At 69.7% G+C, this 20492-nt stretch carries 19 protein-coding genes, 1 tRNA gene and 1 pseudogene; 10 read left to right on the plus strand and 11 right to left on the minus strand.

The features are described from left to right. Positions 1 to 25: 25 nt before the first annotated feature. Positions 26 to 2374, minus strand: a complete 2349-nt coding sequence (locus tag QCZ28_RS02490; protein WP_279515015.1) for a DEAD/DEAH box helicase — start codon at positions 2372 to 2374, stop codon at positions 26 to 28. Between the two features lie 61 nt (positions 2375 to 2435). Here QCZ28_RS02490 and QCZ28_RS02495 point away from each other — a divergent pair, with 61 nt between their 5' ends. Both QCZ28_RS02495 and QCZ28_RS02500 read left to right on the plus strand, forming a co-directional pair. Beyond that, positions 2436 to 2747, plus strand: a complete 312-nt coding sequence (locus tag QCZ28_RS02495; RefSeq protein WP_279515016.1) for a hypothetical protein — start codon at positions 2436 to 2438, stop codon at positions 2745 to 2747. A 6-nt stretch (positions 2748 to 2753) separates the two neighbouring features. Beyond that, complete coding sequence (locus QCZ28_RS02500; protein WP_279515017.1) at positions 2754 to 3905, plus strand: hypothetical protein; 1152 nt, start codon at positions 2754 to 2756, stop codon at positions 3903 to 3905. Positions 3906 to 3962: 57 nt separating this feature from the next. Here QCZ28_RS02500 and QCZ28_RS02505 read toward each other — a convergent pair whose 3' ends face one another. Then, entirely contained in the window at positions 3963 to 4349 is a 387-nt protein-coding gene (locus QCZ28_RS02505; protein WP_279515018.1) for a hypothetical protein, read from the minus strand. 231 nt (positions 4350 to 4580) lie between these two features. Between QCZ28_RS02505 and QCZ28_RS02510 the strand changes: the two genes are divergently transcribed. The 4 genes from QCZ28_RS02510 (at position 4581) to QCZ28_RS02525 (ending at position 7415) form a co-directional block, all read left to right on the plus strand. Next, on the plus strand, positions 4581 to 4874 hold the full coding sequence (locus QCZ28_RS02510) for a restriction endonuclease fold toxin (protein ID WP_279515019.1): 294 nt from the start codon (positions 4581 to 4583) through the stop codon (positions 4872 to 4874). Between the two features lies 1 nt (position 4875). Then, the gene (locus QCZ28_RS02515) at positions 4876 to 5274 is read left to right on the plus strand and encodes an Imm7 family immunity protein (protein ID WP_279515020.1); all 399 of its coding nucleotides are present in this window, start codon (positions 4876 to 4878) and stop codon (positions 5272 to 5274) included. 683 nt (positions 5275 to 5957) lie between these two features. Beyond that, complete coding sequence (locus tag QCZ28_RS02520; protein WP_279515021.1) at positions 5958 to 7148, plus strand: IS110 family transposase; 1191 nt, start codon at positions 5958 to 5960, stop codon at positions 7146 to 7148. A 194-nt stretch (positions 7149 to 7342) separates the two neighbouring features. Beyond that, positions 7343 to 7415 (plus strand) — tRNA-Arg (locus tag QCZ28_RS02525). Between the two features lie 118 nt (positions 7416 to 7533). On the opposite strand, the gene QCZ28_RS02530 is transcribed toward QCZ28_RS02525, so the two are convergent. The 4 genes and pseudogenes from QCZ28_RS02530 to QCZ28_RS02545 form a co-directional block, all read right to left on the minus strand. Continuing rightward, positions 7534 to 7914, minus strand: a complete 381-nt coding sequence (locus tag QCZ28_RS02530; protein WP_279515022.1) for a VOC family protein — start codon at positions 7912 to 7914, stop codon at positions 7534 to 7536. A 186-nt stretch (positions 7915 to 8100) separates the two neighbouring features. Then, positions 8101 to 8700, minus strand: coding sequence for an ATP-dependent Clp protease proteolytic subunit (locus QCZ28_RS02535; protein WP_279515292.1), 600 nt, complete (start codon positions 8698 to 8700; stop codon positions 8101 to 8103). A 401-nt stretch (positions 8701 to 9101) separates the two neighbouring features. Next, positions 9102 to 9335, minus strand: a pseudogene (locus QCZ28_RS02540) (helix-turn-helix transcriptional regulator); the annotation flags it as partial. Positions 9336 to 9446: 111 nt separating this feature from the next. Next, positions 9447 to 9638 (minus strand): hypothetical protein, encoded by a 192-nt coding sequence (locus QCZ28_RS02545; RefSeq protein WP_279515023.1) that lies wholly within the window; start codon positions 9636 to 9638, stop codon positions 9447 to 9449. A gap of 166 nt (positions 9639 to 9804) precedes the next feature. Here QCZ28_RS02545 and QCZ28_RS02550 point away from each other — a divergent pair, with 166 nt between their 5' ends. Further along, on the plus strand, positions 9805 to 10818 hold the full coding sequence (locus tag QCZ28_RS02550) for a potassium channel family protein (RefSeq protein ID WP_279515024.1): 1014 nt from the start codon (positions 9805 to 9807) through the stop codon (positions 10816 to 10818). Positions 10819 to 10821: 3 nt separating this feature from the next. Here QCZ28_RS02550 and QCZ28_RS02555 read toward each other — a convergent pair whose 3' ends face one another. Next, positions 10822 to 11298, minus strand: a complete 477-nt coding sequence (locus QCZ28_RS02555) for a MarR family winged helix-turn-helix transcriptional regulator (RefSeq protein ID WP_156057341.1) — start codon at positions 11296 to 11298, stop codon at positions 10822 to 10824. Between the two features lie 82 nt (positions 11299 to 11380). On the opposite strand from QCZ28_RS02555, the gene QCZ28_RS02560 reads away from it, so the two are divergent. Both QCZ28_RS02560 and QCZ28_RS02565 read left to right on the plus strand, forming a co-directional pair. After that, a complete protein-coding gene (locus tag QCZ28_RS02560; RefSeq protein WP_279515025.1) occupies positions 11381 to 12025 on the plus strand; it encodes an NAD(P)H-dependent oxidoreductase in 645 nt (214 codons plus the stop codon). Positions 12026 to 12492: 467 nt separating this feature from the next. Continuing rightward, positions 12493 to 14253: a trypsin-like serine protease gene (locus QCZ28_RS02565; protein ID WP_279515026.1), complete on the plus strand. Its 1761-nt coding sequence runs from the start codon at positions 12493 to 12495 to the stop codon at positions 14251 to 14253. Between the two features lie 76 nt (positions 14254 to 14329). On the opposite strand, the gene QCZ28_RS02570 is transcribed toward QCZ28_RS02565, so the two are convergent. The 3 genes from QCZ28_RS02570 to QCZ28_RS02580 all read right to left on the minus strand — a co-directional run bounded on the left by QCZ28_RS02570 (position 14330) and on the right by QCZ28_RS02580 (position 18967). Then, positions 14330 to 15364 carry a 2-oxoacid:ferredoxin oxidoreductase subunit beta gene (locus QCZ28_RS02570; RefSeq protein WP_030329260.1) on the minus strand — a complete coding sequence of 345 codons (1035 nt, stop codon included), beginning with the start codon at positions 15362 to 15364 and terminating at the stop codon, positions 14330 to 14332. Further along, a complete protein-coding gene (locus QCZ28_RS02575; protein ID WP_279515027.1) occupies positions 15357 to 17204 on the minus strand; it encodes a 2-oxoacid:acceptor oxidoreductase subunit alpha in 1848 nt (615 codons plus the stop codon). The genes QCZ28_RS02570 and QCZ28_RS02575 overlap by 8 nt, the downstream gene beginning before the upstream one ends. Positions 17205 to 17482: 278 nt before the next feature. Continuing rightward, complete coding sequence (locus QCZ28_RS02580; RefSeq protein ID WP_279515028.1) at positions 17483 to 18967, minus strand: hypothetical protein; 1485 nt, start codon at positions 18965 to 18967, stop codon at positions 17483 to 17485. Positions 18968 to 19097: 130 nt separating this feature from the next. Here QCZ28_RS02580 and ndhC point away from each other — a divergent pair, with 130 nt between their 5' ends. Beyond that, the gene (ndhC, locus tag QCZ28_RS02585) at positions 19098 to 19475 is read left to right on the plus strand and encodes an NADH-quinone oxidoreductase subunit A (protein ID WP_030329256.1); all 378 of its coding nucleotides are present in this window, start codon (positions 19098 to 19100) and stop codon (positions 19473 to 19475) included. 67 nt (positions 19476 to 19542) lie between these two features. Here ndhC and folP read toward each other — a convergent pair whose 3' ends face one another. Beyond that, positions 19543 to 20412, minus strand: coding sequence for a dihydropteroate synthase (gene folP / locus QCZ28_RS02590; protein ID WP_279515029.1), 870 nt, complete (start codon positions 20410 to 20412; stop codon positions 19543 to 19545). Between the last annotated feature and the right edge of the window lie 80 nt (positions 20413 to 20492).

Raw genomic sequence — 20492 nt, forward strand, 5'->3', positions numbered from 1 at the left:
GCCGTTGTGATCGCATCGGATGCGCTCATGTTTTGGTGAAGCCGAGCGCCCGGTATCCGGGCATGCGGCGTGGGAGTGAGGCGGCGAGGATGGGTGTGGCCGGGTCGTGGTAGTCGTGGACCTCGGCGACATCCTTGCCGGGCGCGGCGCGGATGACGCGGCCGGCGCACTGGACGAGTAGGCCGTCGTAGGAGATCGGGCCGGCGAGGAAGAGGGTGTCGAGGGCGGGGGCGTCGAAGCCTTCACCGATGAACGGTGTGGTGCCGATGACAAGGAGGCCGTCGCCGGCCTTGGCGCCGTCGAGCCGGTCAATGACGGTCCGCCGTTCGCGGGTGCTCATCGCGCCTTGAAGCACGAGCGCTTGGTGTCCGCGTGCGGCGAGCAGAGCGTTGAGAGCTTCGACCTGGGCGACCCGTCGGGTGAGGACGAGACAGTTGCGACCGCGTGTCAGGGCTAGGGCGACATCATCGACGATCCGAGCGTTGCGGGACTCGTCGACGGCGAGTCTTCGGTGGACCTCGGCGAGCGCGCCGGGGGCGTCCAGGTCGATGTCGCCGGGCTGGAATGTGGTCTCGTGGATGAACAGCGCTCGACGGGGTCCGGCGTCGGCGTGCATCGCTGCCGCGAGGGTGCCTTGTTCCTCGTCGGTGAGGGTGTGGCGGACGGGGCCGAGTTGCCAGGTGACGAGTTGGCCGAGGCCGTCGCGTCGGGTGGGGGTGGCGGTCAGGCCGAGCCAGAACTGCGCGGCGATCCGTTTGACCGAGTGCTCGTAGGCTGCGGCACCGAGGTGGTGGCATTCGTCGACGATGAGGTGCCCGTACTCCTGGGTCAGGGTGGCGACGTCGTCGCGCCGCGCGAGGGAGGGCAGCAGCGCGATGTCCACGGTGCCGGTGAGCTTGCGTCGGCCGCCGCCGAGTTGCCCGGGCTTGATGTCGAGGAACTGTTGGATGCGGGTGCGCCACTGGTCGGCGAGGGCTTTGCGGTCGACGAGGACGAGGGTGGAGGTGTTGCGTTCGGCGATCACCGCGCAGGCCATGACGGTCTTGCCAGAGCCGGGCGGGGCGACCAGGATCCCGTCGTCGTGGGCGAGAAGCGCGCCGACCGCGTCGGCCTGCCTGCTGGTGAGTTCGGCGGTGAACGCGGTGTCGATCTCGGTCCCGGGGTTTCGTGCGTCTGTGACGGCCAGCCGCGACCCGGCGCGCTCGACGATGGTGGCGATGGTGTGCCGCAGTCCCCGCGGGAGGACCATGCGGTCATCGAGGGTGAGGTCGTAGCCCTGGATGAAGCGTGGGGTGTCCCAGGTGGACTTGCGGAGTCGCTGCAGCTCGTAGAACTTCGGGTTGGCCATGGCGGCGGCGTGCTTGAACGTCGCCAGTGCGGCGGGGGTGAGCTGTCCGGCGTCGAGGCTCAGCCCGGCACCGGCCTCCGCGTGGACCACCGGAGGGAGCGGTGGGTGGACCTGGGTCGCGGCGGACCGGCTCATCGTGGCGACGTCGGCACCGGTGGCGGCTTGCTTGGCCTGCCGGGCGACGTGTTCGGCGTCGCCGGGGCTGAGCCGGTCCAGCGTCGACAGGAACGCCCACTGGTCGGCGTGCGGCTCGAGGGTGCCGAGGTCGAGGAAGGTAGTCAGCCCGTCCTTGCGGCGGCGTCCCTGCAGGGGCGCCGCGATGAGGTTGCCGAAGCCACCCTCGGGCAGCACGTCCTGGTTGGGGAACAGCCGGTCATACGACCGCAGATCCATCGACCCGCGCAGCACCATCGCCTCACGCAGCAGGACCGTGCCGACGGTCCGCGCGATGGCGGCGGCAACAGCGCCGGTGAAGAAGACCCACACGTGGGCGCCGCGGCCCGACTGAGAGATCTCCAACGCGGCCGGCACCGCGCTGGCCCGTGCCGCCTTCACATATGCGAGGGCGTCGAGCATCGCCGCCGGCCCGTCGAAGTCGGCCACGACGAAGTGGCAGGTGTTGCCGGGCATTAGCGGGTACAAGCCCATGAACACGTCGCCGACCAGATGCGCCGCGACGACCTCCGTCGTGCGGGGCAGGTAGGTGGCACCCCGCCGGTCCATCCCCTTACGCCAACCCCCGGCGACCGCGGGCATCCACCCGGCAGCGCCGGTACGGGCGCTGTCCCACCGCACGGCGTACACGTCGGCCCGGGCCCGGAACCGGTCGGCGAACAACGCCAGCTTGTCCCGAGTCGGCGACGCCATCGTGACCAACCCCGGCGGCTCCACCGAAGCAGACAACTGTTCCGGTGCCGCAGACGTGTCCTGACCGCGCAGGTCCAGCAGACGTCCCAGCCGGGCGTTCTCCGCCCGTAACCGCTCCACCTCCCGCCGAAGATCGACGAACTCGGCCACCGAACCCATGCCGACCATCCTCGCGCATCGGGCTCCGAACACCCCAGCACCGGTCCGCTATCCTCCGCCGATGGTATCGAAGGGGACCGCCGCGCTGGAGGCGATGATCGAGGAAGCCACCGTCGACGCGTACGGCGACGACGAGCAGCTCGCCGGCCTGTTCACCATGATCGAGGAGCATCTGGCGGTGCCGTTCACCACCACCGTCCTCGGCGTCGAGGTCACCGTGCGGAAGGTCGAGCTGACCGCGGACACCATCGTCGCGGTCTGCATCCGAGGTCGCCACCGGCAGCGGATCGACCTACTCGACCTGCCGCTCCCCACCCCGCCACCAGACGGCAACGCGTGGATCGACGCCTACCGGCACTGGGCCGGAAGGTAGGCCACGATGAGCGAGTACCAGTACTACGAATTCACCGCCGTCGACCGGCCCCTCAGCGGACGGGAGCGGGCCGAGCTGCGGTCGCTGTCTACCCGCGCCGACATCACCGCCACCAGCTTCGTCAACACCTACGAGTGGGGCGACTTCAAGGGTGACCCGCGCACGCTGATGGAGCGGTACTTCGACGCGCACCTGTACCTGGCCAACTGGGGAACCCGTCAGCTCATGCTGCGACTGCCGAAACACGTGCTCGACCTCGCCACCGTCGCCCAGTACTGCCAGGGCGACAGCGCATCCGCCTGGACCGCCGGCGAGCACGTCATCATCGACCTGCATGACGAGGACGAGGACGGCACCGACGAGTGGGACCTCGACGGCCACGGTCTGCTCGCCTCGATCATCCCGGTCCGGGCCCGCCTCGCCCTCGGCGATCTGCGCCTGCTCTACCTGGCCTGGCTGCGCTGCGTACAGTCCGAGGAGATCGCCGACGACGAGCCCGAACCGCCCGTCCCCGCCGGAATGGGCGCCCTCGACGCGCCCCTCACCGCCGTCGCCGAGTTCCTGCGCATCGACCCTGACCTGATTGCGGCTGCGGCGGCTGGGTCGTCGCCGGCCGCCTCCGGCGAACCGACTGCCGCGCAACTACGCACCTGGGTCGTCGGGCTGCCCGCCCGGGACAAGGACGCCATCCTGACCGACCTGATCACCGGCAGCGACAGCCACCTACGCAGCCAACTGCTGGGCCGCTACCGCGAGGCGCATCCCGCCGACGCGTCCACCCCGACATCCACCCGCACCAGCGGGCAACTGCTCACCATCGCCGCCGACCTGCGCGCCGGACGGGAACGACGGAACGCCGAGCAGCGTGAACGCGACCGGGTTCGCCGGGAACGGTCCGCCGCAGCCGTCCGGCAACGGCACCTTGACACTCTCGCTGTCGACCAACCCGCCGCCTGGCAGCGGGTCGATGACCTCATCGCCACGAAGAAACCCCGCGAGTACGACACCGCAGTTCAGCTCCTCGTTGACCTACACGATCTCGGCGAACGCGACGGAGACAGCACATCGTTCCGACACCGGCTGGCCGAGCTACGGGCGGTGCACGCCCGCAAGCCCAGCCTGCTCGAACGCCTCGACCTCGCAGGCCTCGACACCTGACGCACGGTTCGCCGCCCGATATCAGCTGCCGTATATCACCGCCAAGCAGTACCCGGATCAGGGGTTGAGGTCGGCCCACTGCGCCTGCGTCAGCAGGCCCTGATGCTCCAGCCGGTGGGCGATCTTGGTCTTCGTGGCCGCATCCAGCGTCTCGGGTAGATCCTCGAACGAGGCGGGCAGGACATCCAGCAGGGAAAAGATCTGCTGGCCGTCTCGCACCGTCAAAAGCAGCATGCACCGCCAGTGCGGCGAAAGCTCAGGCCGGTGCCCCAACCAATGCACCAGTACCGGCCACAGGTAGTGCACCGCTGCTGGATCGGCGAACTCCGCCAACCACCCTGCCCCGTGATTGCGGTTCAGTCCGCAATGAATCGCCTCGGTGTCGAGCCCGATCAACTCTGACGTGTCGACTGCCTTGATCGTCCGGGGTACACCTGAACTCACGGCGAGAGTTTCCCATGCGAGAGCGAGCCGCCCGACACGCCGATCCCGGCCGGCCCGCCCGCGGACCGGCCAGGACAAAGGTCAACCCTGACTGCAAGCCTAGGACCCGGCAGTAGATCGTCGGGCAATGGCTCACCCGCTCCGCCGAACGCCTGCACCCGTCGGCCTCGTGCTGATCCAGCCCTCGAAGTCCGCAGACGATTTCCGTGAGGCCCGTCGCCTACCCGAAGCGTGCTTACGTCGGGCGGACGCCGACCGAGCTCTCTGAAGTTCGAGCCTCGTGGCCGAGAGTTCGACGCGGTGAGCCAGCGCTACGTGGCGCAGTCCAAGCCGGCGAACTACAAGATGGGCTCGGACTTCCGAAACCAGGCCAAGGCGACGTTCGAGAAGGCTATCGAGACCGGACGAGTGCCATACTTCCACTTTGAGGGGCCACCCGCGGGTGGAGTGCTCAGGAAGCTGCACGAATACGGTGTCCGATACGGCATCGAGCCCGTCATCGATACCAGACCGCTCGGAGGGTGACGTGTACGAGTTCCACGGCTGGTTTCGCCTCGCGCAGACCACCGAGGAGTCAGACACCGGCCAACTCAACGCCATCATTGATGAACTGAACGAGATGATGGCCACGTTGAACTTCTCGACGAATGTCTCGGCGGAGGTGACGGTACTCAACGGGGAGTACCACCTGCTCCTGCACGGAGTGGCGAACCGACGTCGGGACGAGGCGGCGGGGATGCGCCAGGTGCTCGAGTTCGTGGCACGACGGCTACCGGGCTCCTATGGCCTCCTTTACGAAAAGGACGAGGAGATGCCTGTTCCTCCCGGACCGAACGCGTTCCTGGTCCACGTTATGGCGCGGGGTGACATCACCGAACGCCTCGACCCGTTCCTGTCACCGCTGCATCCCGTCGTGGAGGACTGATTCCTAGGATCTGTCCGTCAGGTGCCAGATCCATGGGCGCATCAAACCATCATCAAGGGCTTGACCTACTACCAGTCGGTCAAGCCCTTGATGATGTGCGCCGTGCGGCCGGCGGCCGGCGACGCCCTCGAAGGCCCCCCAACCCCTTGCCGTGCAGACGGCAGTCGCGGCGGCAGAGCTGGTCCGGGCAGCCGCCGCTTCGGCTACTCGCTCGCCAGGATCGCTCCGCGTCGGGGACGGCACCGCCGTCCGCCCACAAGATCGATACTCCAGGTTCTCGCACATCGTGTCCGAGGCGCCGGCCAGCGACGGCGGGAGGGTAGCTGTTGCCGTGCCCGCGGGGCCGGGCGTGGGATTGGCTGAAGTGTGTTCCGCCGTGATCGTGGCTGAGCCTCGAGGTGCCACCCACTCCCGCCTCGCGGACGCGCTGGATTGAACGGGCGCGGCCCTGGCGGCCGTAGACCCTGACGCCCAGGAAGTGGCGGGTATGGCTACGTGTGTTTCGCCGAGATCGCTTGGCTCACGGTAGGAGATGCCACCCGCCGCTTCGCCGTCTGTGAGATTCGGTAGACCGCTGATGGAGACCCGCGACCCGCGTTCGCCTCGTGAGAAGGTGCCGGCAAACCCGAACCCACAGACGACGGCCCGACAGAGAGAACTCAACAACGAAGGGATGCGCGAGGGTGGCGAAGCTGTGGATCGGCGTGGACATCGGCAAGGCCCACCACCACGTCGCCGCCGTCGACGGCGACGGCCGGCTCGTCTACTCCCTCCGGGTTGCCAACGACGAGACCGCCCTGCTCACGGTCATGGCCGAGGTGTCGACGCATGGCCGGCCGGTCTGCTGGGCGGTGGATGTCACCACTGGCCTATCCGCTCTGCTGCTGACCCTGCTGTGGCGCAGGCAGGTCAAGGTCCGCTACGTCTCCGGCACCGTCGCGTTCCACATGGCCGCCGCGTTCGCCGGAGAGAACAAGACCGACGCCCGCGACGCGGTGGTCATCGCCCAGACCATCCGCATGCGCCCCGACATTCCGATCCTGGAACCCTCCGACCGGCTGCTGGCCGAGCTGACCGTGCTGACGGGCTACCGCGCCGACCTCGTCGGGCAGCGCGTCGCCACCCTTTTCCGGTTGCAGGAACTACTCACCGGGATCAGCCCCGCCCTCGAACGAGCCGTGGACCTGAACCGGAAGGCCCCAATGATGGTCCTCGCGTGCTGGCAGACACCGGCGGCGATCCGGCACGCCGGCGTCGACCGGATAACGGCCCTGCTCCGACGCGGGCACGTCAAGAACGCCGTGCAGGTCGCCGAGGCGATGGTGGCCGCCGCCCGGCAGCAGACCGTGAACCTGCCCGGCCAGCGTGCCGCCGCCGTGGTCGTCGGGCAGATGGCCACCGAGATCCTCGCCCTCAAACAACGTATCGCCGCTGTCGACGACCTCATCGCCGAACAGCTCGACCAGCACCCGCTGGCGCCGATCATCGGGAGTCTGCCCGGCATGGGACCCCTGCTCACTGCCGAACTGCTGGTGCACACCGCCGGCATGACCGAGTACGACAGCCCTACCAAACTCGCGGCTCATGCCGGCCTGGCGCCGGTTTCCCGCGACTCCGGAATGGTTGCCGGGAACCATCGGCCGCCCCGCCGATACCACCGAAGGCTGCGACACATTCTGTGGATGGCCGCGTTCACCGCCGCCAGAGAATGCCCCACCTCCCGCGCCTACTACGAGAAGAAACGCGCCGAAGGAAAGAACCACCGCCAAGCCATACTCGCCCTCGCCCGACGACGCGTCGACGTCCTCTGGGCACTCATCCGCGACCGCAAGACCTTCAGCCGACCGGCAGTAACCGTCAGCGCCGCAGCCTGAAGCGGCACGCTCTCCGCCGACGGGAGCCCCTCGCGCCGGCCGCTGCACCCTGAGAGCCAAGATCAACGGGAGTCACATGGAGACTCCGGGTGTGCTCCTGGGCTGGGAGAACAGGGGTCCGGGCAACGTGGGTGAACGTGGGCCACTCCCTGCCACCCCAGGTGCACCCCCAGGTCGTTACACTGACCACTCGCGCCCCCGTAGCTCAGGGGATAGAGCATCGGTTTCCTAAACCGTGTGTCGCAGGTTCGAATCCTGCCGGGGGCACCTCGACAAGCAGCCGAAACGTCACCCGGCCTGCTCGTTCGCATGCTGTTCTCGCTGGAAACAGGTGTGCGGGCGTCGGTAGGTCGCAGTCCGGCTCGCGCAGGGTGGGCGAGCGCCGTCAGAGTGAGTCGAGGCGGCTGCTGAGCAGGCAGAACTCGTTGCCTTCTGGATCGGCGAGAACGTGCCAGGACGCATCGGCGGGCTGGCCGATGTCGACGGGTACGGCCCCGGCGGCCAGGAGGCGCTCAAGCTCGGCGGCCTGGTCGCGGTCGGTGGGGTTGACGTCGATGTGCAGCCGGGCGTGCCCGCTCTTCGGATCGTCGTTGCGGATGAGGAAGATCGTCGGCTGGGGGCCGCCGAACCCTTCGCGCGGGCCGATCTCGATGTAGACGCCCTCTTTGCGATCGAGTTCGACGAAGTCCAGGACCTCGGACCAGAACCGCGCCAGCACCTCGAGGTCGCGGCACTTGAGCACGATCTCACCGATACGGCATGCCATTGACGACACCTACTCTCAGCGTGGGAGTTGCCGGGGCGGCCGCACGAGGATCTCATGGGCTCCCTGCAGTACGAACAAGATCGCGATCGTACCGGCTGAGGCGGGCGGGCTCGAACTGATTCCAGGGCCGGGCCGGGTGGCCAGGCGCGGGCCCAGTTCGAATCCTGCCGGGGCGTGTCCTGGTGATCAGAGCGTCGGCAGTTGTTCGGCTCGGGTGATCACCTGGTCGATGAGGCCGTACTCCCGGGCCTGCTGGGCGGTGAACCAACGGTCCCGATCCCAGTCGCGCTGGATCTCGTCGAGTGTGCGTCCACTGTGCTGGGCGATCAGCTCCTGCATCGTCCGCTTCACGTGCAGCATGTTCTCCGCCTGGATGGTGATGTCCGAGGCGGTTCCGCCCATCCCACCGGACGGCTGGTGCATCATGATCCGCGAGTGCGGCAGCGCGTACCGCTTGCCGGCCGCGCCCGCGCAGAGCAGGAACTGCCCCATCGAGCCGGCGAACCCGAGCGCCAGCGTCGCCACGTCGTTGCGGACGTAGCGCATCGTGTCGTAGACCGCCATTCCCGCGCTCACCGAACCGCCCGGCGAGTTGATGTAGAGGTAGATGTCCCGGTCGGCGTCCTCGGCGGCGAGCAGCAGGATCTGCGCGCAGATCTGGTTGGCCGACTCCTCCGTCACCTCGGTGCCGAGGAAGACGATCCGCTCCCGCAGCAGCCGCTCGAACACGTGATCACCAAAGGTCGGTTGCCCACCATCCAGCATCTGTACGCCGTACCTCATCATGTGCCGCCGCCTCCCACGGTGCCGGCGGGCGGTGGGGACCGCCCGGTGGACCGGCCCCTTCAGCGTGCGCACGACGGCGGTGGTCGACCCAGTGATTCTGCCGGCGGCAGATCCGCCGACGGCAGAACCCGCGCGGCCTACGCGGCGGTCAGCTGCCGCAGGCCGAGCCGGGTCCGTGTGTCGTCAGCCAGGGCGGCGGTACGCGGACCGGGGCGGAAGCCACCAGCGGACGCTTTTTCGGGAACGCTGAGGCTCGGATCGCTCGTCATTGGCTCGCGGTGCAGGACGAACCCACTGACACGGGGACCCACCAGCAGGGTGGCGTTGCCGATATCCCGCCGGGTCGCATCGACCCGTTCCAGGTGGGTGAGCGCGGCGCGCGGCGCGGCCGGCAGGCGGGGCTCGACTCGGCGCATGTCGTCGCGGGCCTCGCCGAGCAGGTCGGCGAGGCTGATGCCGAGCGCTCGGCAGATCGCCGCCAGCACCTCCGACGAGGCCTCTTTCCGGCCCCGCTCGACCTCTGAGAGGTAGGGCACCGAGACGTCGGCCGACGCGGCCACCTCGCGCAGCGTGCGGCCCTGACGCTGGCGGTGGCGGCGCAACACCCCACCGATCACTCGTCGCAGTAACGACATGCGGGCCTCACTCTCGCGGTCGTCGTCCGGGAACACCCCCATCATGCCCGCTGCCGGACCCGACGGTTGCCCGTGCGGGCCCGCACCGCCGGACGGCGCGGGCCCGACACGTCACCGATCCAGGTGGGTGCGCCAGTTGGCCGGCTCGGGCACCAGCGTGACCGCCGGGAAGAGCGCCCGGGTGCCGCCGGCGGGCAGCAGCGACATCAGGTAGGCGGTGCGTCGCCACTTCACCATCCGGGACCGGACGTACCCGGTGTATTCGTCGTCGGCCTCGGCTCGCCGTCCGCCGCTCGTCGTCACGAGGGTCGCGCCCCCTCCGTCTGCCGGCCTGCACCGGGTCGTCGTTGTCGTCCGGTAGTCGGGTGCGGGCGGGCCGCAGGTTGTCCGCTGCGACCCCGACGTGCGGTCGGCGGTGTACCCGCTATGTTGTGGGCGTGCAGGCGGCGGCGGGGGAGCAGGTTCGACGGTGATCCATTTTCCCGCGCAGCGTCGGGGCCCGCTGAGCGCGCTGAGCCTCCGGCTCGCCGCCGCCCTGGGCCTGGTCTTCGCCGTGGTCGCCGCGGTATACCTGGGCCGGGACGGCTACCGCGATGTCAATGAGGACGGCCTCACCCTCCTGGACTGCTTCTACTACGCGGTGGTGTCGCTCTCGACCACCGGCTACGGGGACATCACCCCCGCTGCGCCGTCGGCCCGGCTGGTCAACGTCCTCTTCATCACCCCGGCCCGAGTGATCTTCCTTATCATCCTGGTCGGTACCACCCTGGAAGTTCTGACCGAGCAGTACCGGACCGGCCGTCGCCTGTCGCGGTGGAGGAGAGCCGTGAAGGACCACGTCATCATCTGCGGCTACGGCACCAAGGGGCGCAGCGCGGTCTCCGCCCTGCTGGAGAACGGTCTGGACCGCTCGCGGATCGTGGTGGTGGAGCGCAGCGCCGCCGCCCTGCGGCAGGCCACCTCCGCCGGGCTGGTGGCGATCGAGGGCTCGGCGACCCGGTCGTCGGTGCTGAACGAGGCACACGTCAAGAGCGCCAAGGCCGTGATCATCGCGACCGACAGCGACGACGCGTCGGTGCTGGTCGCGCTGACGGTACGGCAGCTCACCGCCGGGCAGGTCCGGATCATCGCGGCGGCCCGGGAGGCGGAGAACGCCCCGCTGCTCAAGCAGAGCGGTGCGCACCACGTGATCGTCTCCTCGGCCACGGCGGGCCGGCTGCTCGGCCTGTCCACCTCGGCGCCGCCGCTGATCGACGTGGTGGAGGATCTGCTCACCCCCGGCCAGGGCATGGCGCTGGCGATGCGTTCCGCGGAGCGGGACGAGGTGGGCCGTTCACCGCGTGAGCTGGACTCGTTGGTGATCGCCCTGGTGCGGCGGGGCAAGGTGGTCACCCTGGCCGACCGGGCCGGAGCGGTGATCGAGACCGGCGACATGCTGGTGCACGTCCGCGACGACCGCCCGCAGTCGGCCACGACCGCCTGATCGTCAGCGGGGGTCGTCGGTGCCGCAGATCACCTCGGCGCAGTTGACCGTGCCGGTGGCGGCCCGGTTGAGCAACTCGTAGAGCGTCTCCCGCTCGACGGGATTCAGCGCGCCCAGCACCTCGTCCTCGGCGCCGGCCAGGGCGCATTCGGCCTCGCTGAGGCGTTTCGCCCCATCTTCGGTGAGTTCGACGACGTGTCGACGGCGGTCCTCGGGGGAGCGCCGGCGCTCGATCAGCTGCTTCGCTTCGAGGTCGTTGAGCAGCCCGACGATGTTGGTGCTGTCCATCTCGAGGGTGGCGGCGAGCGCCTGTTGACCGGTGCCGCCGCCGGCTCGCAGCACGGTGAGCGCGACCAGGTGCCGGGGGCGTAGCCCCAGCGGTGCCAGCACCGACTCCGATCGCAGTCGTATCCGCCGGGCCAGGTGGTCCAGGAGGGCGCCCGAGCGGTGCTCCGAGGAGTCGAGCGGCTGGGCGGACATGTGACCCAGTCTACCGAGCTGACGGAACATCGGCTTGCTATAAATAGTTGGTGCTTCGCAGACGATTCCTAGAGGAGGAATAATGCATCTGTTGCATATTGATTCGAGCATCCGAGGTGACTGGTCCGTCAGTCGACGGCTCACCGCCCGCGCGGTCGACGCATGGCGGGCGGCCCACCCGGGCGGCACCGTGGCCTACCGGGATCTGGGCGCCGACCCGCTGCCGCACCTGGACGCGGCCGGCGGGCTGGCGCGGATGATGCCGCCGGACCAGCACACGCCGGCTCAGCGCGAGTCCTGGGAGCTCAGCGAGCGGTTGGTCGACGAGGTGAAGCAGGCCGACGTGGTGCTGCTCGGGCTGCCGCTCTACAACTACGGCGCGCCCAGCAGCGTCAAGTCCTGGGTCGACCACCTGATCGTCCCCGGGCTGGCGTACGACCCGACGACGCAGGAGGGCCTGCTCGGCGACCGCGAGTTCGTGGTGCTCGCCACCCGAGGTGGCGGATACGGCGAGGGAGCCCCGCGCAACGGCTGGGACCACGCGGAGCCGTGGCTCCCGCACGGCCTGTCGCTGACCGGCCTGCAGCCACGTTTCATCAGTGCCGAGCTGACCCTGGCGCCGTCGGTGCCGGCGATGGCCGAGCTGATCCCGCTGCACGAGGCAAGCCTCGCGCAGGCCGAGAAGGAGATCGACAATCTCTGGCCGCCGGCCGGTGCCGCCCGCTGACTGTCGGTCGCCTCGTCGCGATGGAGGGTGGCGGTCCACACCGGACGGCCACCCTCCGGCCCGGGACATCCAGTTCTGTGCACCGGGTGGCTGAGGGCCGCAACCCGTCCGGATGAGTCGTGGCTGCCCTGACCCCATCGGTTTCGTCGCGGTCCGGTTTCGGATCATGGAGAAAACGCCTTACCGGGCAGCTTCCTGACCGAACCCTTGCTACGGTGTCCCGGCTTAGAGCTGTCAATGGGTGTCGCTGCCGGGACTTGTCGGCGCAGCGTCGTTGGCGCAGGCACGACGGGGAAAATCTTCAATACGGGCGGATTCGCCCTGGTGTGTTTCGTCGTTCACCCCGTCGCGTCCCCCGCAGGCCATCCCCGGCAGCTCGGAGCGCCTCGTAGTCGAACGACGGGAAACAATCAGTGGCTGAAGTGGCAACATCCGCAGGAGCCCGACGGCGATGGGCCGCCGGGGCCGTGGCGAGCCTCGCTCTCCTCGGCGTGGCGGCGTTCGTGCCCGCGACGGCAGCTCAGGCCGCCCCCGCGGGGGACGGCGTGTTCAACGCGGTGACCGGTGCCTCCCGCACCGGCCAAGAGAGCAAGCTGCGCAACCTCCACAAGGGAAAGCTCGTGCTTCCCGAGCCGGGTGCCAAGGGCCGACGGTTCCAGTCCGGCACCGGCGCGACTCCGAAGATCTTCGGGGGTAACCTCGCGAGCGCCTCGGAGTTCCCGTACATCGTCGGTGTCGTCACCACGCTCCAGTTCGAAGGTGTCTTCTACTGGTACTGGTGCACCGGCACGATCATCGCCCCCAACAAGGTGCTGACGGCCGCGCACTGCACCGCCGACGGTCCCGGCACCACCCGGGTCATCGCCGGCAACGACCGGCTGGTCGACAGCAACGGTCAGATCGTCGGCGGCAGCGGCTTCGTCGCCGAGGTCGGCTCGACCTGGACCCACCCGGGCTGGAACATCGCCCAGCAGTACGAGGACCCGGACGCCCCGATCCTGGACGACGTCTCGGTTCTCACGCTCAAGCAGAACCTGCCCAGCGAGTACAAGCCGGTGTCGCTGAGCGCCCAGGGCGACCAGAAGCCGTACGCGGCCGGCACCTCGGCCCAGATCGCCGGCTTCGGCATCACCTCGTCGGACGACGAGTTCCCCGACAGCCGGCTGCGTAAGGCCACTGTGGCGATGCGGTCGAACGCCGACTGCGCCGTGCCGGGGCTCTACGACGCCAACCGGATGATCTGCGCGGGCTCGGGCACGCCCTCCATGCCGAGCAGTGACACCTGCTCGGGTGACTCGGGTGGTCCGCTGCTCGTCAACGGGGTCCAGGTCGGCATCACCGACTGGGGCTTCCGGCCGTGTGGCTCGTACGCCGGCTACTACGAGCGGCTGAGCTACTACGCCAACACGATCAAGGCGGACCTGACGCGTCCGCCGCTGATCAACGCGGACTGGACCGGCGATGGTCACTCGGACCTGCTGACCCGTGACGGCGCTGGCAACCTCCGCCTGTACATGGGCAGTGGCTTCGCCAACGACGGTCTCGGCGGCTTCTACCTGAGCAAGCAGATCGGCAACGGCTGGGGCATCTACAGCCGGGTCTTCCGGGTCTACAACTGGAAGGGCGACAAGAAGCCCTCCATCATGGCGATGAAGCCCAACGGCGATCTGTTCCTCTACGACACCGACGGCAAGGGTGAATTCGTCGGCGGTGCGAAGAAGATCGGCACCGGGTGGCAGGGCTTCACCGCGCTCATGGTGACGAACAACTGGCTGGGCAACAACCGGCCGAGCCTGCTGGTGCGCAAGTCCAACGGCGACCTGATCCGCTACACCAGCAATGGTGCGGGCGGCTGGGAGAACCCGCTGGGCACCAAGATCGGCAACGGCTGGAACGGTTTCAACCTGTTCCTCACCCCTGGGGCCTGGAAGGGCGACGGGCGTGAGGTGCTGATCGGTCGCACCTCGACCGGCGACCTGAAGCTGTACCAGTCCGACAGCAAGGGCGGCTGGACCAACCCGCTGGGCACCAAGATCGGCAGCGGCTGGGGCGGCTTCAAGAACATCATCGTTCCGGGCGACTGGAGCGGCGACAACATGGTGGACATGCTGGGCGTCAACAGCAAGGGCGACATGCGGCTCTACACGACCAACGGCTACGGCCAGTGGATCGACGCGAGCGGCAAGGTCGTCGGCACCGGCTGGGGCGGCTTCAACCTGGTCTTCTGATCCGGTTGTTCCACCGGTAAACGAAACGGAAGGGCCCGCAACCAACCGGTTGCGGGCCCTTCCCATTGTCGCGCGATCAGACGATCGTCCAGGTGTCGCCGCTGCCCAGCAGACCGGCGAGCTGCTGCTCAGGGGTCTCGGTGACAGTCGCCTTGGCGGCCGCCAGCTGACCCTGCACCACGCTGTCGTAGGACGGCCGGTCCACCGAGCGGAACACCCCGATCGGGGTGTTGCGCAGGTCCAGGCCGGGCAGCCGGGACAGCGCGAAGGCGTACGCCGGGTCGGTCACCGTCGCGTCGTGCACGACGATCTCCTCCGGGCGCACCGAACTGGTGTCCCGAACCTCCAGGCCGAAGCCGCCCGGCGGGTGCACCACGCAGAACCGCCCGTCGGCGCCGAAGGTGATCGGCTGCCCGTGCTCCAGTCGGATCAGGTAGTCGTCCCGGGTGGACGGGTCCTTCAACTGGTCGAACGCCCCATCGTTGAAGATGTTGCAGTTCTGGTAGATCTCCACGAAGGCCGAGCCCTCGTGTTCCGCGGCGGCCCGCAGCACCGACTGCAGGTGCTTGCGGTCGGAGTCGATGGTCCGGCCGACGAAGCTGGCCTCCGCGCCGAGCGCGAGCGAGAGCGGGTTGAACGGAGCGTCCGCCGAGCCGGCCGGGGTGGACTTGGTGATCTTGCCGACCTCGGACGTCGGAGAATACTGGCCCTTGGTCAGACCGTAGATCCGGTTGTTGAACAGCAGGATCTTGAGGTTGACGTTGCGCCGCAGCGCGTGGATCAGGTGGTTGCCGCCGATGGAGAGCGCGTCGCCGTCGCCGGTGACCACCCAGACCGACAGGTCCGGCCGGGACACCGACAGGCCGGTCGCGATCGCCGGGGCCCGACCGTGGATCGAGTGCATCCCGTACGTGTTCATGTAGTACGGGAAGCGCGACGAGCAGCCGATCCCGGAGACGAAGACGGTGCGTTCCCGGGGGATGTTCAGCTCCGGCATGAACTGCTGGATGGCCGCCAGGATCGCGTAGTCACCGCAGCCGGGGCACCAGCGCACCTCCTGGTCGGACTTGAAGTCCTTCGCGGTGAGCTTGACGGCGACGGGCTCAGACATTCTTCAGCACCTCTTCCAGCGTCGTCTCCAGCTCGGCGGCCGTGAACGGAAGGCCGCGGACCTGGTTGTAGCTGATCGCGTCGACCAGGTAGCGGGCCCGGATGACGTGGGCGAGCTGGCCCAGGTTCATCTCCGGGATGACCACCTTGTCGTACGAGCGCAGCACCTCGCCGAGGTTGGCCGGCATCGGTGCCAGGTGCCGCAGGTGCGCCTGGGCGATGGAGAGGCCGCGCTGGCGTACGCCGCGGCACGCCGCGCCGATCGGCCCGTACGTCGAGCCCCAGCCGAGGACGAGCACCCGCGCGTCGCCGTCCGGGTCCTCCACCTCGATGTCCGGCACTCCGATCGTCTCGATCCGGGCGGCCCGGGTGCGCACCATGAAGTCGTGGTTGGCCGGGTCGTAGGAGATGTCCCCGGTCTTGTCGGCCTTCTCCAGGCCGCCGATCCGGTGCTCCAGACCCGCCGTGCCGGGGATCGCCCACGGCCGGGCCAGGGTCTCCGGGTCACGCAGGTAGGGCAGGAAGGTGGTGCCGTCCTCGCCGTTGGGCTCGGTGGCGAACTCGACCCGCAGGTCGGGCAGCGACTCCACGTCGGGCAGCAGCCAGGGCTCGGAGCCGTTGGCGACGTAGTTGTCGGACAGCAGGATCACCGGGGTGCGGTAGGTGAGCGCGATCCGGGCCGCTTCCAGCGCCGCGAAGAAGCAGTCCGACGGTGAGCGGGGCGCGATCACCGCGATCGGCGCCTCGCCGTGCCGACCGTAGAGCGCCATGTTGAGGTCGGCCTGCTCGGTCTTGGTCGGCATGCCGGTCGACGGGCCGGCGCGCTGCACGTCGACGATCACCAGCGGCAGCTCCAGCGCCACCGCGAGCGAGATCGTCTCGCTCTTGAGCGCCACGCCGGGGCCGCTGGTGGTGGTCACGCCGAGCGACCCGCCGTAGGAGGCGCCCAGTGCGGCGCCGACCGCGGCGATCTCGTCCTCGGCCTGCATGGTGAGGACACCGAAGCGCTTGTGCTTGCTCAGCTCGTGCAGGATGTCCGACGCGGGCGTGATCGGGTACGCGCCCAGGAAGACCGGCAGCCCGGAGCGGACGCCGGCGGCGACCAGCCCCAGCGAGAGGGCCGCGTTGCCGGTGATGTTGCGGTACGTACCCGGCTGCATCTTCGCCGGCTTGACCTCGTAGCGGACCGCGAAGTCCTCGGTGGTCTCGCCGAAGTTCCAGCCGGCCTTGAAGGCGGCGACGTTCGCGGCGACCAGCTCCGGACGGGCCGCGAACTTGCGCTCCAGGAAGCGCAGCGTCGACTCGAAGGGCCGGGAGTACATCCACGAGAGCAGGCCGAGCGCGAACATGTTCTTCGAGCGCTCAGCGTCCTTCTTGGACACCTGGTGGGCGGCGAGTGCGCCGACCGTCATCGAGGTCAGCGCCACCGGGTGCACCACGTAGCCGGCCAGCGAGTCGTCGTCCAGCGGGCTGGTCTGGTAGCCGACCTTGGCGAGGTTGCGCTTGGTGAACTCGTCGGTGTTGACGATGATGTCCGCGCCACGCGGCAGGTCGGCCAGGTTGGCCTTGAGCGCCGCCGGGTTCATCGCCACCAGCACGTTGGGCGCGTCACCCGGCGTGAGGATGTCGTAGTCGGCGAAGTGCACCTGGAAGCTCGACACACCCGGCAGGGTCCCGGCGGGAGCCCGGATCTCGGCGGGGAAGTTCGGCAGCGTGGAGATGTCGTTGCCGAGCTGCGCCGTCTCCGAGGTGAACCGGTCGCCGGTCAGCTGCATGCCGTCGCCGGAGTCGCCGGCGAACCGGATGACGACCCGGTCGAGTTGACGGATCTGCTTGGTCACTGTGCCACCTTCGTTCGCGACTGCGGGGCTTGCCCGGCCACGGAACCTCCTTGACGCAACGCTTCACCGCACCGCCCAGGCTGGTCCGGCCGCTGTCGTTCCTCACCTGAGAGCCTACGTCTAAGGGAGCCCTAACTATCGTTGGAGGTCCGCCGACTGGGACCAGGCAGCCGTGAAAAATGCCCACCTTTGCGGTATTAAGCCCCGCCCGCCGTAATTCAGATCACCCCCGGACGCGTCGACGACCCCGGCCGGGCGGGGCCGGGGTCGTCCGTCGATCAGTCGGCGGGGTTGGTGGCGGGCTCGGGCGGCGGGCCGCCGAACCGGCGGCGCAGCGAGGTCGTGGCCAGCATGAGGGCCAGCACCACCAACAGCGTGGAGACCACGATCAGGATGACAGCGGTGCGCTGCACCGAGGTCAACCCGCCGTCTCCGCTCGCGGCGCCGGCCGGCAGGACGCCCTGCGAGCCGGTCGGTGCGGGCGGGGAGACCACCGGCGTGGCCAGGGCGGCCGCCGCGGTGATCCGGAAGCTCATCTGCACCCGACGGGTCGGGCCGCTGCGGGGATCGAGTTGACCGATCACGGCACCGGACAACGGAGCCTCCCGCTGGGCCTGCGGTGTCGCCTCCACCGGCAGCCGCACCTCGGCGGTCGTGCCGGCCAGCACCATGCCGGCGTCACAGCGGGTACGCGACGGGTCGACCGCCACACAGCCGGACGGCGGGGTCGGCACCGTCACCCCGGCCGGCAGGACGACCTCGACCCGGCCGGCGGCGTCCACCGCGCCGGTGTTGCCCAGCCGGAGCGCGAGGGTGCCGGGGCTGCCGCTGATGTCGAAGGCCACCTCGTCGGCGGCGAGCGCGATCCCGGGCACCGGCGGACCGGGTGGGAAGAGCACCGCGAAGCCCTGGTCGTCGGTCGCCTCGCCGGCGACTCCCGGCGCGTCCGCGACGACCCGGACGGAGCCGCTGAGCGGCATCTGCTTCCACGCCGTGCCGGCGACCCGCAGGCGCAGCACCGTGCTGAACCGGACGCCCGCCTCCGCGGTCCAGGCCCCGCAGCGGTACGCACCACCACCGGTGGCGGCGCAGCCCTTGGTGCCGGCGTCGCTCAGCCCGGCGGGCAGCGTGTACGAGAGCCGGATCCGCTGCGTGGTGGTGCCGGTGTTCCGCACGGTGACCTGCAGGGTGGCCGCCGTGCGCGCCGCGTTCCAGTACGCCTCGCCGAGAGTGACGTCACCGGTGGTGACCTGCACTCCCAGCGGGCTCTGCGGTGGTGCCGCCGAAACCGGCGCGGACGGGTGGACCGGCGGAGCCGGGGGTGTCGCGGGAGCCGGCGGCGTTGGCGGGGCCGCAGGTGTCGGCGGCACCGGGGGAGCCGGGCTGGGCGGTCGGGTGGTGCCGCCCGGCGCGGGCGCGACGGTGGTCGGCACCGGCGGGACCTCCGGGGCGGTGGTCACCGGTGCCGGTGGCGTCGTCTCCGGTGGTGGCGCGGTGGTCTCCGGGGCCGGCTCGGTCGGCCCCGGTTCACCGCCCGGCTCCTCGGTCGGGGTGGGCTCCTGCGCCGGCGTGGTCGGGGGCCCGTCTCCCGGCTCGTCGACCGGGCCGGCCGAGCTGAGTACCGGTTCGGTGTCCGGTGTGGCCGCACTGGCGCCGGCCGGTCCCAGGACGAGCGCCGCGAACAGGCCGAGCGCGAGCGCCAGCACTGGCGTGCGGCGCCGCCCCTCCGCCCGGTTACCGGGCGGTGCCTTCACGCGGGCCATCTGTCCTCCGGTGCCATGGGTGGGTGTCCAATATTCGGTAAAAGTTGCCCCAGTGCACTAGTCCCATCCGGAAACAAATCCGTAACGTGTTGGGGGCAGCCCGTCCGGGGTGGGCGGTAGGCTGCCGACTGTGACCGGATACCTGGGCTCGTACGCGACGCTCGGGCTGCTGTTGCTCGCCAGCGTTCTCTTCTTCGTTACGGCGTTCTCCGCCAACCGGGTGTTACGCCCGACGCGTCCGGCCGACCCGCCGGGCAAGCGGGCCAGCTACGAGTGCGGGCTCGATCCGGTCGGCGCCGACTGGGCGCAGATGCAGATCCGTTACTACGTGTACGCCTACCTGTACGTGCTGTTCGCGGTCGAGGCGGTGTTCCTCTTCCCCTGGGCGGTGGTCTTCGACCGGCCGGGCTTCGGTCTGGTGACGGTGGTCGAGATGGCGGTGTTCGTGGCGGTGCTCGCGCTCGGCATCCTCTACGCCTGGCGCAGGAACATCCTCCGCTGGACCTGAGCGCACCGGCCTCCGGCGATCGTGTCGGCCCGACCGGCCGAACGAGGTCGGTTACGGCGACAACCGGTCAGGCGAGCCCTCGGCGGGTCGCGGTGGGCGGCCGGTCGCCCCGGATCGAGGCCACCATATCCAGCACCCGGCGGGTCGGGCCGACCTGGTGGGCACGGAAGACCCGGGCGCCCAGCCAGGCCGAGACCGCCGTCGCGGCGAGCGTCCCCTCCAGCCGTTCGGCCACCGGCAGCCCCAACGTCTCGCCGATGAAGTCCTTGTTGGAGAGCGCCACCAGCACCGGCCAGTCGGTGCCGGTCAGCTCGTCCAGCCGGCGGGTGATCTCCAACGAGTGCCGGGTGTTCTTGCCGAAGTCGTGCGCCGGGTCGATGAGAATGCCGTCGGGGCGTACCCCTGCCGCCACCGCGCGCTCGGCGAGCCCGGTCACCGTCGCGACCACGTCGGCGACCACGTCGGTGAAGGCGGCCCGGTGCGGCCTGGTCCGCGGCGTCAGGCCGCCGGCGTGCGAACAGACCAGGCCGGCGCCGGTCCGCGCGGCCACCCGCACCAGGGCCGGGTCGGCACCCGACCAGGTGTCGTTGAGCAGGTCGGCGCCGGCCGCCACGGCCTCCGTCGCCACCTCGGCACGCCAGGTGTCGATGGAGATCACCACCTGCGGAAACGCGGCCCGGACGGCGGCGATGGTGTCCACCGTGCGCCGGATCTCCTCGGCGACCCCAACCTCCGCGCCGGGGCCGGCCTTGACCCCGCCGATGTCGATGATGGCCGCGCCCTCGTCCACCGCGCGCTCCACGGCGCGGAGCGCGCTGTCGGCGGCGTAGGTGGCCCCTCGATCGAAGAAGGAGTCCGGCGTGCGGTTGATGATCGCCATCACCACCAGATCGCCGGGGGCGAACGTGTGCCCACCGAGCCGTAGCGCCCCGGCCATGCCCGCCTCCTGGAAGTTCGCGCCGTCGCCGCCGCGTCGGCCGGTCCCGACGCTAGTCGGTCGCCAGTGCGCGATTCCGG

Origin of the sequence: Micromonospora sp. DH14 (assembly GCF_029809455.1) — a bacterium.
In the GTDB taxonomy this organism is placed as follows: Bacteria; Actinomycetota; Actinomycetes; order Mycobacteriales; family Micromonosporaceae; genus Micromonospora; species Micromonospora parva.